Below are 13,538 nucleotides of genomic sequence, written 5' to 3'. Positions count from 1 at the left end.
GTATCCATAACACCTTTGAATTACTGTCCCGGTGAATCACTTTCGTCATTTTCCCGTTAAGTAATAAGACTCCTCCCTGATCTTTAGTTTCCCCGAAGGTTCCCCCGAATTTCAGTTTGTGTATCTCAAGGCTGTCAAAGTACGTCGTTCTTGATGATTTCAATATCGGGACAGGATCGCCATTTCGCAAATATATTATCAGGTTTTTATTAACAAGTTTTTAACAATAGTTAAGTCATTTTCAACCATTAATAATAATTATTTATAGCTGAATAGCCGGTTACAGGTTAAGTTTATCAACCTTTTCAACAGTCGTGTTATCCACAAATCGAGATAGAATTGAGTATTTCTATCAGTCTAGAAAAGCTTAAAATTTAAATTTTAGTGATTTTCTCTGCCAAACGCTGTCTATTTTGAATACGTAAAACGAGAATAATTATTTATTTAAAGACCAACATATCTATATCACGGTCGGTTTTCGTTACTTGCAGACCTAGGCTAAGCAAAACGTTTTCAAAATCACCTTTTTTTTCAGGCAAGTAAGTAAACGCGATATCATAGTAATGGCTATCATTTGTTTCATCAAGTATGGGGGCTCTAATTATCCCGGATTTCTCAATATAAGATGCAATGTCCTTTAATTGCACATACTGCCCGTTAAAATTTCCCGACATATAAGAAAATTTATATGCTTGCGCTGTGGATGGTTTTAGATGGCCTATTTTAGAGGCATCGGCAATAGTTAATACATAAACCTGTTTTGTTCGCTTTTCAAAATCTGCCTGCAAATCAAATTTTGCTTTTAGTTCGCGTTTAAGTGTTGGTAGCAGATCAGCAGCAGTGGGTACAATAATATCCATACAATACATGCGCCTGGCTTCGATTGAATCTGATTTAGAAGTTAAATCTAATACTCTTCTGTAAGATATATCTCCATAAGCTATCCTGTAAAGATCCATCAATGGGAAATTTATAATAGTAAGCCTTCGGCCGTAAAACGCTTTATTGTTGTTATAATTCTTTTTGCTACTGTTTAATCCTTTAATTTCAGGCTGTAGAACAAAAAGGCTTTGTGTTGTTGAATCCGCAGGAAAATAAGTCGCGTAAGGATCAGCGACCATATTATCATCTTTTAATGGTAAATTAATTTTCTTATCTACCATAACATCCGCGATAACTTGTTTAGTTATATTTTGAGGTTCGGTGATAGCTACCACTACTCCATTCTTATCAATTAATACACTTTCAGGAATTGTACGTAAAGGAAATGACTGTTGTAATAAGTTGGCACTATCTACAGCAAACCATAAATTGGATGGTTTATTTTCAATAAACTTTTTAATCCTGCTTTCTTTTTCGCTGGTAACTGTAATTATTCGGAGTTTGCCGGTGCATTCTTTTTGAAGCTCCTGCAGATGAGACATAGCAGTTATACAGGGGCCGCAATATGTCGCCCAAAATTCCAGCAATATTACTTTTCCATTGAAGTCGCTTAGTTGCGTTTGTTTAAGCGGGGCATTAAGTAAATTTTGAATGGGTATATTTGTAACCCGCTGGCCGACTTTAATTTGCGAAAACGCATTAAATGAAAGGAGTAAAAAGAGAGTGGCGGATAAGATTGTCTTCATATTTTGATTAAGGCATAGGTGCTATAAGCTACTTCTTCCCAACTACATTTAACATAACCCAGCTGGTATGCTTAATTCCCAATGTAGAACCCGGCGTTGCAGTCATGTATGCCTTTAAATAACCATCAATTATCGCTTTTATTGTTTTGATGGTAGATTCTCTGAATTCAGGCATAATATAATCTATTGACCGATAAAAGGTGATCTGCCCTTTAGCACCCACACAAACCCAAAACGAATAAGCAAAATCTTCATAAGCTTTATTTATGGTGATATTAAACTCTGGATCCATGTAATAATCTGAGGCATCATAATTATTAGAAATGTCAGGCTTAACATTTACCCTGTCGATAGTTAAAAGCGGATTCAAGCTCCTTAACGTTACCGGCTGTCGCCCAGCGAAAGCACTGTCGGGATTTTTTTTCGCAACAGCGGTTTTGTGCTCAATAAATAAGGTATCGCGTTTGTCGGGTTTACCTAAGGTTTTCGCGTCGGTATGCAGTACATTTTTCAGGTAATTATTAGCATAAAAAGTCATGTAGACTAAAGAGTGTTTCATGTGCAGCGTATCGCCCTGTACTTCAAGCACCTGTAGCACCAAGCTATCTTTACTCATGTGCTTCATTTTAAAATACGAACGCGCCACGTTGAATATCGAATCCGGCTCCAAAAACACCAGGAAGTTGATAAATGCCTTTTTATCCGGGCTCCAAACGCTGGCTGAATCGTTTTTAAGGAAAGTAATCTTATACCCTGGTTCGGCTTCAAAACCATTTTTGTCAAAGGATAATCCATTGGCCATTCTGCGGCGAACTTCGGTAAAATCAATATTAGCTATAGATTTAAAAGATAATGGTGCTGACGGCTCGGAAACGGCTGTATGTGGTATGGAACGATGGCATGCAGCCGTTAATAAGATTAATAATGCAAATACGTAAATGTTCAGCTTTCTTAAATTATAACTCATATTTATATAACAACCTTTTGCTCTTAATTAATACAACGCAATATATAGGAAATTCGTAATTTCAGCTTTTAAATTTTTTATGAAAACATTATTTATATTACCATTAGCGACAATGATGGGAATTATGGCCTCATGTAACAGTAATAACAAATCTGCAGCCAACAGTTCAGATACGTCATCAAGTAATCCATTACTTACAGCCAGCTCCCTCCCGTTCCAGGCGCCACCTTTTGATAAGATCAAAGACAGCGACTTTAAACCGGCCCTTGAACAAGGCATGAAAGACCAACTTGCCGAAATTCAAAAGATCGCGGACGACACCAGCGCACCAACTTTTGAAAATACCATATTGGCGATGGAAAAAAGCGGTGTTTTGTTACGCCGGGCGAACAATGTGTTTAACGCACTTACAGGCGCAAATACCGACAGCGTATTACAAAAAGTACAGGAAGATATAGCACCCGAAATGGCTGCTACTGATGACGCCATCCACCTAAATTCAAAATTATTTAAACGGGTTGAAGCTGTTTATAACGACAGCACAAATTCAAAATTGGATGCGGAATCAAACCGTTTGGTTAAATTTTACTACCAGCAGTTTGTTCAGGCCGGTGCAAAACTGTCTGATGCTGATAAAGAGAATTTAAAAAAACTAAATGGCCAGGAAGCATCACTTACCGCTAAATTTAATAATCAATTATTAGCTGCTGCAAAGGCCGGTGGTTTAGAAATTAATAACACTGCTGATTTAGCCGGATTGGCACAAAGCGATATTGATGCATTGGCTCAAAACGCGAAGGCTAATAAATCTAAAAGCAAATATCTTATATCGTTACAAAATACAACGCAGCAGCCTTTGCTGCAATCGTTAAGCAATCGTGATGTTCGTGCGAAGTTGTTTAATGCATCATGGATACGCGCAGAGAAAAGTGACTCTAATGATACCCGCAAAACCATTGTTAACATAGCGAAGTTAAGGGCCGAGAAAGCAAAGCTTTTAGGTTATCCTAACTATGCGGCTTGGGTTTTACAGGATCAAATGGCTAAAACACCTGAAGCGGTTGATAAATTCTTCGCGCAATTAGTGCCTGCTGCTACAGCTAAGGCAAAAAGTGAAGCTACTGATATACAAGCGGTCATCGACCAACAAAAAGGTGGCTTTAAATTACAGCCCTGGGATTGGGATTTTTATGCAGAACAAGTGCGCAAGCAGAAATATGATTTGAATGAAAGCGATGTAAAACCATACTTTGAGTTGAATAAGGTTTTGCAGAATGGGGTATTTTATACAGCTAACCAGCTTTATGGCCTAACATTTAAAGAACGCCACGACATACCTGTTTACCAAAAAGACGTAAGGGTATTTGAAGTGATAGATAAAGATGGCAAAACTATTGGCTTGTTCTACTGCGATTATTTTAAGCGTGATAACAAAAATGGCGGTGCCTGGATGAGTAATATGGTTGATCAATCGAAATTATTGGGCACTCAGCCTGTTATTTATAATGTGTGTAACTTTACCAAGCCAGCACCGGGTCAACCTGCTTTAATCAGCTTTGACGATGTAACTACCATGTTTCATGAATTTGGACATGCCTTACATGGTTTCTTTGCCGACCAACAATATGTAAGTATTTCAGGAACCAGTGTAGCGCGTGATTTTGTGGAATTTCCATCACAGTTTAATGAACACTGGGCTTTGTATCCGCAGGTATTTAAGAACTACGCTGTGCATTATAAAACTGGTCAGCCAATGCCGCAGGCTTTGGTTGATAAGATCAAAAAGGCATCTAAATTTAACCAGGGATATGCTTTAACAGAAATATTAGCAGCCGCATCATTAGATATGAAATGGCATGAGCTTAGCGCAGCAGCGCCTTTACAGGATGCTGATAAATTTGAGGCTATGGCCCTGCAAGAAACCGGGTTGAACTTATCGCAAGTTCCACCGCGTTACCGTTCAAGTTACTTTTTACACATCTGGAGCAACGGTTACGCTGCCGGTTATTATGCTTATTTATGGACCGAGATGCTGGACGATGATGCATTCTCGTGGTTTACAGAAAACGGTGGTTTGACAAGGGCTAATGGTCAGCGTTTCCGCGATATGATCCTTTCACGTGGTAATACCATTGAGTATGGCAAAATGTTCCGTGATTTCAGGGGACATAACCCGGACATTAAACCAATGGAAAAAAACCGTGGTTTAATTCCTGAATAAGGCAACCTATAGGTTTAATATGCGTTATGATATTATAGTTAACGGATAAATACGATGGATGTAAAAGAAGTTGAAAGGCTAATTAAAATAAGTAAAGAGCATCCATTAATGCCGGAAACGTATATCCCATGGCAATTAGAACCTGAAGCTGATGATATTTTCCTCCCTGAAGTGCTTGCCTCACTTCAGGGATTGGAGTTTTACAATACCCTTACCCCCACCCAAAAACTGGAACTTGGCAGGCACGAATTGGTGCAGGTGATTTCTTCCTATGCCTGGGGCGAATGTATGTTTTGCCTGTTCATGACCAGGCATATCCTGACAATACCACAACACGATGCTGAACATCGTTTTTTATTAAGAGAACTGATAGAAGAATTTCGTCACCAGGAAATGTTTGGGCAGGCTATTCAAAAATTGGGTGGCAAACCTATAGCGCAAAGCAGGTTGCATAAATTCTTCGGTGAGTTTAGTAATAAATACCTTCCAGCTGATTATTTATTTATGGGCAGTGTGTCAGTTGAACTGGTTACCGATGTTTATGGTAATTATGCACGTCGTGCACCTAATATTTATCCTGTTTTGAAAAAGATGTTTGACCTGCATAATATTGAGGAAGGCAGGCATATCCTATTCACCAAAAGTTTATTGAAAACATACTCCGCTAAAGCCGGATATATTAAACGGACGCTTTATAGTTACGTTATTCTGTTCAATATTCTTTTTGTTAGAACGATGTACGTTAAGCGGGAGATTTACGAGCGTATCGGCATGGAAAATCCGGATTTAGCTTATAAGCTGGCGCAAAAAAACTTCAAGCAAAAATTTGCGGATAAATGCCTTAAGGATATTATTGAGTTTGTTGATGGTTGGAAAGGATTTAACAACCTGACTCGCTGGGCATGGAGGTGGTTGTTGGATGCCAAGGTGTAGTTATTTTTTATTTTTTATACTATCTAATTGAGACACATCGTGCCAATCTTTTTCACGATGTGCCAAAATCTTCATACTTCTTAAATAATCGTAATCTACTACGTTTAAAATTAAACCATAACCCGCATCGTGCCTTATCATCACCTTTTCGGCATCGTCGAAGCTGAGATTTGGATGAACTATGGTAAGGCAGTCAATCGTATTTGGCATTTCGCCTATTTCGCATTTAAAGAAGGTTGTAAAGTCTTCATCTTTGTAGTCAGATATCTCTTCTTCAGTATATCCAACATCGATTAATACTTTATAAAACAGATTTCTATTTTCATTTGTCGGTGCAAGCCATATATCCATATCCAAGGTGTTACGGATATATCCATGAAAGTTAACTGCGATACCACCAATTAACATGTATCTCACCTGCCTATTTTGCATAGCGGTGAGGAATGCGACAAAAGACTCATCTGCAATATCAAACTGCATTGTGCGAATAATATATTTTAAACACCCTTCCCTTTACTAAATCCTTATTATGAAAGTTAGTCATATCACGTAGTTTAAAGTAATACCTTAAACGTTCGCTGTAGGAAAGATTTGAATAAAACTGATTTCGCTGTTCTTCATCCTCCTCAAACGTGGTATTTACTTTAATTCGTTTCATTCTATCCAATTACCTCATTAATACTCATTTCTTTTATTTCCTTGCTTTCGTTAGGGCGGCCGTTTTTAAATGCTTTGCGTGGGCTTAAGCCTAGCAATTCAAACATAGCCATGTCGGTATCAAAAGAAGGATTTGGTGTGGTTAATAATTTTTCACCGGCAAATATTGAGTTGGCACCGGCCATAAAGCAAAGCGCTTGCTCAACCACACTCATTTCAGTTCTCCCTGCTGATAAACGAACTACAGTTTTAGGCATAATGATACGGGTAGTAGCAATCATCCTTACCATATCCCAAACAGATACACGTGGCTGATCAGCCAGAGGCGTTCCTTTAACTGGTACCAAAGCGTTAATTGGCACTGATTCGGGGTGTTTTGGTAGGTTTGATAATGTTTTAAGCATTGATATTCTGTCTTCAACAGTTTCGCCAAGGCCAATTATACCGCCGCTGCAAACGGTTATTTTAGCTTTACGCACGTGTTCTAAAGTTTGTAAACGATCATCATAAGTACGGGTGGTTATGATACGTTTGTAATCATCCTCTGAGGTATCCAGATTGTGGTTATAGGCGTATAATCCTGCATCGGCAAGGCGTTGTGCCTGGCTTTCGGTAAGCATGCCTAAAGTACAGCAAACTTCCATATCCATAGCGTTTACGGCTTTCACCATATCAATTACCTTATCAAAATCTTTGTTATCACGTACTTCGCGCCATGCAGCACCCATGCATAACCTTGATGCGCCACCATCTTTAGCTTTTTGCGCTACCGCGACAACTTCTTCTTTAGGCATAATGGCATGAACATCAACACCTGTATTGTAACGTGCTGCTTGTGGGCAATAAGCACAATCCTCAGGACAACCGCCTGTTTTAATTGATATTAATGAACTGATTTGTACTTCTGAATAATCTTTATTCTCGCGGTGAACAGTAGCTGCCTGATAGATCAGGTCTAATAGTGGAGTATGATATATTTCAGCGATTTGCTCTTTAGTCCAGTTGTATCTTACTTCTGTCATGTGTATTCCGTTTTAAGGTATGATCAAATTTTAAATAAAAAACTATTTTACGTGTGTATGCAACAGCAAATGCGTCGCGAACCATAGCGGCAGTAAAAAACCTGCACAATCGGTAAATGTTGTTATGATAATGGATGATGCCACGGCAGGGTCTATCCCTATCCTTTTTAATACCAATGGGATGGATGAACCTGTTAAACCGGCAACGATGAGGTTACCTGTCATCGCCAAAAATAATACCAGCCCAAGCATTGGGTTGCCGTCATAAAACAGGGCTATAAAAAACACTACGATACCATTAGCAGCACCATTTAATAATCCTACTAAAAATTCTTTTAAAACTGCGTTGTATGCTTGGCTATCGGTAAGGTCGGTTAAAGAGATACGCCTTACAGTTACCGCTAACGCCTGGGTGGCTGCGTTGCCGCCCATCCCAGCAATAATGGTCATATAAGCAGCAAGTATCGGCAACTGTGCAACCGTAGAATCAAAATGGCGAATTATAGAGGCCGCCAGATATGCTGTGCCTAAGTTAATAATTAACCAGGGCAGGCGGCTTTTAACAGCTTCTTTCCAGTTACCACTTAGTTCTTCATCTTCGGATACACCGGATATTTTCAACATATCCTCGGTACTTTCCTGCTCCATTACGTCAATGATATCATCAACTGTAATTCGGCCAAGCAGTTTCATGTTATCATCAACAACAGGAATGGTTGTGAGGTTATATTGTGAAAAAAGCTTTGCAACTTCTTCCTGATCTAGCTCGGCTTTTACATAAACGAAATCGTTATTAACTAGTTCGTTTATTTTGGCATTTATACGGGCCTTTATTACATCCTTAAGAGATAAAATCCCTTTTAGAATGTGTGCATCATCAATAACATAAACGGTGTAGAACTCCTCCATCTCCTCAGACTGGCGGATGATCTCATCCAATGCCTGTTTTTTGTCCATCCCCATTTTTACGCAAATCACCTGAGGGTTCATTAAACCACCCGCAGTATCCTCGTCGTAATTCATCAAGGCACGAATACTGTCGGCATCTTCCTGGTCGAGGTCTTCTAATATTTCCTTCTGCTCATGTTCGTCTAACTGCGAGATAATGTCAGTAGCATCATCATAATCGAGTTCTTCAACAATTTCAGAGCGCTTATCAGGATGCAGGTTGATTAGTAGTTCACCGGGGCGGTGTTCTTCATCCATTTCTGAAATAACCTCGGAGGCAATGTCAGTCGGCAGGATATTGATGATCTTTTCTTTCGCTTCCTGCGGAAGTTTTTCAAACAACATTGCAATCTCCGAAGGATGGTACTCCTTCAGAACCTTCTGTAATTCAGCATCATCGCCTTCGAGCGCGGTTTTGATGCGCAGTAGGTCGGTTTTATCTATTTCAAAAGATTGCATGTTGCTACGAAAGTAATGATTTAAAGCCTAAAAACAGACATCAAAAAGAATCTTGAATGTTAAAAAAATATTAAATATGGTATTTATATGGCTAACTTAATTATAGCGCCTTCTACCTTCTCTAACTTATTAATACTTCTGTTTACCTGCATTTTTCGGATGGTTATTTTTACCATGCAGTTGTTATCGAATTGCTGCTCCAGAATGGTCAAATTATCTTCTTTGACGATCTCCATTATATCATTCATCTGTTGATAATCAAAACTGATAGTATAAGTGTCATCCAATGTTTTTTCAATGATAACAACGGTATTCAAAGCCTCTTCGGTAGCAGTTTTATAGGCGTTTATTAGTCCGGGGACACCTAATAATGTGCCTCCGAAGTAACGAACAACCACAACTAATATGTTGGTGATATTGCGAGAAAGTAATGTGTTTAATATTGGCCGACCGGCAGTTCCTGATGGTTCTCCGTCATCATTAACGCGGAATACAGAGCGGTCGATTCCCAGGCGCATGGCCCAGCAATGATGGTTTGCTTTTGGATGTTCTGTTTTTAAAACAGTAAGAATAGTTTTAATATCAGCCTCAGAATTTATAGGGTAAGCAAAACCTAGAAACTTGCTGCCGCGATCACGGAATATGGCTTCGGATGGCTTTTCTATGGTGAGATAAGTATCGTCGAATAGCATTAAAATATATTAGCGTAAGAAATTACAACAATAGCGATAATAGCCAGCCCTATACCCAGCTTGTTTACTATGCTCAATTTCTCTTTAAACACAACCAAGCCTACAACAGCACCTAAGGCAATAACGCCGATATTCATGGCAGAAAAAACTGTAGACGGACTTTTGGCTAAAGATTGATGTGCCTTTAGATAGAACAAGATGTTACCAAAATTAGCTATGCCTAATATCCAGCCAAATACAATATGCGGCCACGAAAATTTTGATTTTTTAGCGCCGAAGCGATAGGCTAACAATACTAACGATAATACAAAAGCGATAACATACACCATAAAAAGCGAAGATGTAAATGACATTCCCTTAAACTGGCTTACTTTTTTAAGCAGTACATCAATTATCCCCATACCTATAAAAACAACAAATAAATATAACCAGGCATTGGTGGCTGTTTTTTTATTTGGAGATTGCTTTATTTTCCAGGGAATTGAACACAATATAGCTGCAATCCCAATACTTATACCAATGATTTTTATTGTGCTTAACTGTTCACCGAACAATAAAAAGGCTGCTACAATTGGAATGAATAATGAAAGGCGCTCGGCTACATCCGTACGTACAATTCCATTGTATTTAATAGATAAAGCCAGGATTACAAAAAGTAATGGTAATAATATCCCTAATGCAGTATAGGTATAAATTGGCGATGCGTGTAAATTATGCAATTGCGGTTTCAGGAATATCCAGGTAAGCACAATGGCTATGGAATAGTTCCAGGTTATGGCTTGAAAAATATCTATCTGGTATCGTTTAGCAAGCTTTAGTAAGATTGAAACGATTACGCTGCAGCAAATACTTAAAAAAACGTAGAGCATTGTTTGGTTGATTGTGTTGATAAATTAGATTATGTTGAGTGTTTTTTAAACTTATTCAACTTAATAACCGAATCAACTATTCATTAATATTGTTAAACGGTCGGTTCCTGATAGAACTTCTTCTTCAATTATACCATTAATTCGCGGTGCTTTTATGCCTTCATTCAAATTAGCAGGGCCGGTAAATATGCGGGCTTCGTCCCATAGCCCAGCTTCAATAAATGTATTTAGGGTGTGGGCGCCTCCTTCAATAATTACTGATTGTATATCCTGCATATACAATTGATATAGAATGTATTGGGGCACATATCGCCCAAAATCTTCTAAAGCAATGTATTTGTTTTTACCGTAGATCTTAGTTTCAACTTCGTTAAATATCAATGTATCAACTGATTGATCAAATATATTTAAGCTTTTATTTAACTTTAATTTTCGGTCGATAACAACACGTTTTGGCGATTTACCTTCACCATATCTAACGTTTAGTTGGGGGTTATCGGCAACAACCGTTTTAGTCCCTACTAAAATAGCATCCTCTTCGCTACGCCATTGGTGTACCAGTTTGCGGGATTCCATCCCCGTTATCCAAAACTGACTACCATCCGCCGGAGCAAAAAAGCCATCGGCTGTTTGCGCCCATTTGAGGATGATATAAGGGCGATGCTTTTGAATACGTGTAAAAAAACGACGGTTTAGCCATTTGCATTCTTCTTCTAAAACACCTAAAACTACTTCCGCTCCTGCCGCTTGTAGTTTTTCTATTCCTTTACCATTTACTTGATCAAAAGGGTCGCGACAGCCCACTACCACCTTTGGTATCTGATGTTTGATGATCAGATCGGCACAAGGTGGGGTTTTGCCATAATGCGCGCAGGGTTCAAGCGAAACGTATATAGTTGCTTGCTTCAGTAATTCGGCATAGTTATCGAACTTGTTGATCACCTGGTTAACCGCGTTAACTTCGGCATGTGACTCACCATATTTTTGGTGATAGCCCTCGCCTATTACTTTGTCATTTAACACGATAACCGCGCCAACCATTGGGTTCGGACTAACATTGCCAATGCCTAGTTCGGCAAGCTCCAGGCAGCGGCGCATATATATATCATGTTCGGGCATGCTACAAATATGATCAGAATTTACAAAATTTAAGAATTGACAGGATCATGCGGGTTTTATAACGTTAATTTGCAGCTTAATAAAATTCTCGAAGCTCTATATTTTAATCCTGCATGAAAACTATTAAGGATGTATTTACTGTTTTTAAACGAAGGCTTGGTGATGTTTATGATGCTAATGAAACAGAAGCACTTACACTTCTAGTTGTTAATGAAATAAGTGATTTATCAAAGGCACAAATCAAAGCTTTTCCGGAGAAAGAAATTACAGTTGGACAAGCTGAAAGCCTAAATAGGATAGTAATACGCTTGCAAACCGGCGAACCTGTCCAATACATTTTAGGCCATACTGAGTTTTATGGTTTGCCATTTAAAGTGAATCCATCGGTTTTAATACCACGGCCTGAAACTGAGGAATTGGTGGAATGGGTACTCACTTCTGTTGACAGTTCATCACTAACAGATTACAACATTTTAGACATTGGTACCGGCAGCGGTTGTATCGCGATCAGCCTAAAAAAGAATCTACCAAATGCTTCAGTTTCCGCTATTGATATTTCTATCGGCGCTTTAGAAACTGCCAAACAAAATGCTGATTTGAATAAAGTTAAAGTTGACTTTATTCAGGATGATATATTGAATTCAAAATTCAAAATTCAAAATTCAAAAATATCAGGTGAAAACAATCAAAGGTTTGAGGTAATCATCAGCAATCCTCCTTATGTTACCCTGTATGATAAAACACAAATGCATAATAATGTAACCGATTTTGAGCCTCATTCTGCATTATTTGTACCTGAAGATGATCCCTTGATTTTTTATAAAGCAATAGCTGATTTTGCTTTAACTCACCTTACCGCAAGTGGATTATTGTTTTTAGAGATTAATGAAAGTTTGGGTAATGAAACTGTGGAATTATTACAAGCAAAGGGATTTAATAGTATTGAGTTGAGGAAAGATATGAGCGGTAGGGATAGGATGATAAGAGGAATACGATTTTAATTCGCCGCGTCATTGCGAGGAACGAAGCAATCTCTACATAGCCAACTTGCAAGACCGACTGCCTATGTAGAGATTGCTTCGTTCCTCGCAATGACGAGCGGGGCCAACGGTCAATTCCTTGGATGAAACTGAATAATCGTTCCCTTTAAAAACTCCCTGTCTAAATGTGTATAGATCTCGGTAGTGGTGATACTTTCATGGCCAAGCATTTCCTGTACGGCACGCAAATCGGCACCTCCTTCTACCAAATGCGTTGCAAATGAATGCCGGAATGTGTGTGGACTGATTGATTTTTTCAATCCAATCATCTCCGCAAGTTGTTTTGTTAGCGTAAAAATATAAATACGGCTCAACCTGCTGCCTCGCTGGTTTAAAAAGACCATGTCCTCCTCTCCTTTTTTTATTGGTGTGTGTATACGAACTTGTTCTATCCAAATTTTTAAAGCTTTTATAGCTTCGCCGCCAATAGGTACCAGGCGTTCTTTGCTTCCTTTGCCGGTTACTTTTATAAATTCTATATCGAGGTATAGGTTTGATAGTTTAAGCTCGGTTAATTCAGATACCCGTAAGCCACAGCCATAAAGTACTTCCAAAATGGCTTTATTACGTGCGCCATCCGGTCGCGACAAATCAATAGCAGCTATCAATTTATTGATGTCTTCATAACTCAATGTATCTGGCAGTTTGCGCTGTATTTTGGGAGATTCTAATAATTCTGATGGATCATCATTTATAATATCCTCCATCAGCATGTATTTATAGAATGCTTTTATACCGGATAAGATACGGGCTTGTGATGATGGGATCATGCCTAATTCATTTACCCAATTAATAAATAAACGAAGATCACCCAGGGTAATGTTTTCGGGTTTGAGTTTAACCACTTGAGCCTCGCTGAATTGATATAACTTGTCAATATCGCGACTGTAGGCCTCAATTGAATTTGGAGAAAGCGATTTTTCCAGTTTTAGGTAGGCCTGGAAACCTTTTATTGCCGAACGCCAATCCAATTAATTTTAGTT

13 protein-coding genes are annotated in these 13,538 nt (G+C 38.6%); 3 read left to right on the top strand and 10 right to left on the bottom strand.

Annotated features, from left to right (window positions below):
• Positions 1-440: 440 nt before the first annotated feature.
• Positions 441-1,628 carry a redoxin family protein gene (locus GSQ74_RS21400; protein WP_158996237.1) on the bottom strand — a complete coding sequence of 396 codons (1,188 nt, stop codon included), beginning with the start codon at positions 1,626-1,628 and terminating at the stop codon, positions 441-443.
• A gap of 28 nt (positions 1,629-1,656) precedes the next feature.
• On the bottom strand, positions 1,657-2,595 hold the full coding sequence (locus GSQ74_RS21395; protein WP_158996236.1) for a hypothetical protein: 939 nt from the start codon (positions 2,593-2,595) through the stop codon (positions 1,657-1,659).
• 79 nt (positions 2,596-2,674) lie between these two features.
• On the opposite strand from GSQ74_RS21395, the gene dcp reads away from it, so the two are divergent.
• Both dcp and GSQ74_RS21385 read left to right on the top strand, forming a co-directional pair.
• Complete coding sequence (dcp, locus tag GSQ74_RS21390; RefSeq protein ID WP_158996235.1) at positions 2,675-4,816, top strand: peptidyl-dipeptidase Dcp; 2,142 nt, start codon at positions 2,675-2,677, stop codon at positions 4,814-4,816.
• 54 nt (positions 4,817-4,870) lie between these two features.
• Complete coding sequence (locus tag GSQ74_RS21385; RefSeq protein WP_158996234.1) at positions 4,871-5,749, top strand: diiron oxygenase; 879 nt, start codon at positions 4,871-4,873, stop codon at positions 5,747-5,749.
• Here GSQ74_RS21385 and GSQ74_RS21380 read toward each other — a convergent pair whose 3' ends face one another.
• The 7 genes from GSQ74_RS21380 to ribD all read right to left on the bottom strand — a co-directional run bounded on the left by GSQ74_RS21380 (position 5,750) and on the right by ribD (position 11,515).
• Positions 5,750-6,229, bottom strand: coding sequence for a hypothetical protein (locus GSQ74_RS21380; RefSeq protein WP_158996233.1), 480 nt, complete (start codon positions 6,227-6,229; stop codon positions 5,750-5,752). It lies immediately after the preceding gene.
• Entirely contained in the window at positions 6,219-6,407 is a 189-nt protein-coding gene (locus GSQ74_RS21375) for a hypothetical protein (RefSeq protein WP_158996232.1), read from the bottom strand. The genes GSQ74_RS21380 and GSQ74_RS21375 overlap by 11 nt, the downstream gene beginning before the upstream one ends.
• 1 nt (position 6,408) lies before the next feature.
• Positions 6,409-7,428, bottom strand: a complete 1,020-nt coding sequence (gene bioB / locus GSQ74_RS21370) for a biotin synthase BioB (protein ID WP_158996231.1) — start codon at positions 7,426-7,428, stop codon at positions 6,409-6,411.
• A 42-nt stretch (positions 7,429-7,470) separates the two neighbouring features.
• Positions 7,471-8,835 carry a magnesium transporter gene (gene mgtE, locus GSQ74_RS21365; protein WP_158996230.1) on the bottom strand — a complete coding sequence of 455 codons (1,365 nt, stop codon included), beginning with the start codon at positions 8,833-8,835 and terminating at the stop codon, positions 7,471-7,473.
• A gap of 83 nt (positions 8,836-8,918) precedes the next feature.
• Positions 8,919-9,527, bottom strand: coding sequence for a YigZ family protein (locus GSQ74_RS21360; protein ID WP_158996229.1), 609 nt, complete (start codon positions 9,525-9,527; stop codon positions 8,919-8,921).
• The gene (locus GSQ74_RS21355) at positions 9,527-10,396 is read right to left on the bottom strand and encodes an EamA family transporter (protein ID WP_158996228.1); all 870 of its coding nucleotides are present in this window, start codon (positions 10,394-10,396) and stop codon (positions 9,527-9,529) included. Before GSQ74_RS21355 ends, GSQ74_RS21360 begins: the two co-directional genes overlap by 1 nt.
• 72 nt (positions 10,397-10,468) lie before the next feature.
• On the bottom strand, positions 10,469-11,515 hold the full coding sequence (ribD, locus tag GSQ74_RS21350; protein WP_158996227.1) for a bifunctional diaminohydroxyphosphoribosylaminopyrimidine deaminase/5-amino-6-(5-phosphoribosylamino)uracil reductase RibD: 1,047 nt from the start codon (positions 11,513-11,515) through the stop codon (positions 10,469-10,471).
• Positions 11,516-11,628: 113 nt separating this feature from the next.
• Between ribD and prmC the strand changes: the two genes are divergently transcribed.
• The gene (gene prmC / locus GSQ74_RS21345; protein WP_158996226.1) at positions 11,629-12,516 is read left to right on the top strand and encodes a peptide chain release factor N(5)-glutamine methyltransferase; all 888 of its coding nucleotides are present in this window, start codon (positions 11,629-11,631) and stop codon (positions 12,514-12,516) included.
• Positions 12,517-12,626: 110 nt separating this feature from the next.
• On the opposite strand, the gene xerD is transcribed toward prmC, so the two are convergent.
• Positions 12,627-13,526, bottom strand: a complete 900-nt coding sequence (gene xerD / locus GSQ74_RS21340; protein WP_158996225.1) for a site-specific tyrosine recombinase XerD — start codon at positions 13,524-13,526, stop codon at positions 12,627-12,629.
• Positions 13,527-13,538: the final 12 nt, after the last annotated feature.

Origin of the sequence: Mucilaginibacter sp. L196 (assembly GCF_009765905.1) — a bacterium.
GTDB lineage: Bacteria > Bacteroidota > Bacteroidia > Sphingobacteriales > Sphingobacteriaceae > Mucilaginibacter.
Note: the sequence above shows the minus strand (reverse complement) of the source record. Positions and strands in the feature narration are given on the sequence as shown.

Excerpts from the sequence above, each read along its gene's own strand:
- GSQ74_RS21355 (WP_158996228.1), bottom strand. The coding sequence starts at position 10,396 with ATGCTCTACGTTTTTTTAAGTATTTGCTGCAGCGTAATCGTTTCAATC.
- GSQ74_RS21380 (WP_158996233.1), bottom strand. The coding sequence starts at position 6,229 with ATGCAGTTTGATATTGCAGATGAGTCTTTTGTCGCATTCCTCACCGCT.
- GSQ74_RS21375 (WP_158996232.1), bottom strand. The coding sequence starts at position 6,407 with ATGAAACGAATTAAAGTAAATACCACGTTTGAGGAGGATGAAGAACAG.
- GSQ74_RS21385 (WP_158996234.1), top strand. The coding sequence starts at position 4,871 with ATGGATGTAAAAGAAGTTGAAAGGCTAATTAAAATAAGTAAAGAGCAT.
- GSQ74_RS21360 (WP_158996229.1), bottom strand. The coding sequence starts at position 9,527 with ATGCTATTCGACGATACTTATCTCACCATAGAAAAGCCATCCGAAGCC.
- prmC (WP_158996226.1), top strand. The coding sequence starts at position 11,629 with ATGAAAACTATTAAGGATGTATTTACTGTTTTTAAACGAAGGCTTGGT.
- mgtE (WP_158996230.1), bottom strand. The coding sequence starts at position 8,835 with ATGCAATCTTTTGAAATAGATAAAACCGACCTACTGCGCATCAAAACC.
- bioB (WP_158996231.1), bottom strand. The coding sequence starts at position 7,428 with ATGACAGAAGTAAGATACAACTGGACTAAAGAGCAAATCGCTGAAATA.
- GSQ74_RS21400 (WP_158996237.1), bottom strand. The coding sequence starts at position 1,628 with ATGAAGACAATCTTATCCGCCACTCTCTTTTTACTCCTTTCATTTAAT.
- GSQ74_RS21395 (WP_158996236.1), bottom strand. The coding sequence starts at position 2,595 with ATGAGTTATAATTTAAGAAAGCTGAACATTTACGTATTTGCATTATTA.
- dcp (WP_158996235.1), top strand. The coding sequence starts at position 2,675 with ATGAAAACATTATTTATATTACCATTAGCGACAATGATGGGAATTATG.
- ribD (WP_158996227.1), bottom strand. The coding sequence starts at position 11,515 with ATGCCCGAACATGATATATATATGCGCCGCTGCCTGGAGCTTGCCGAA.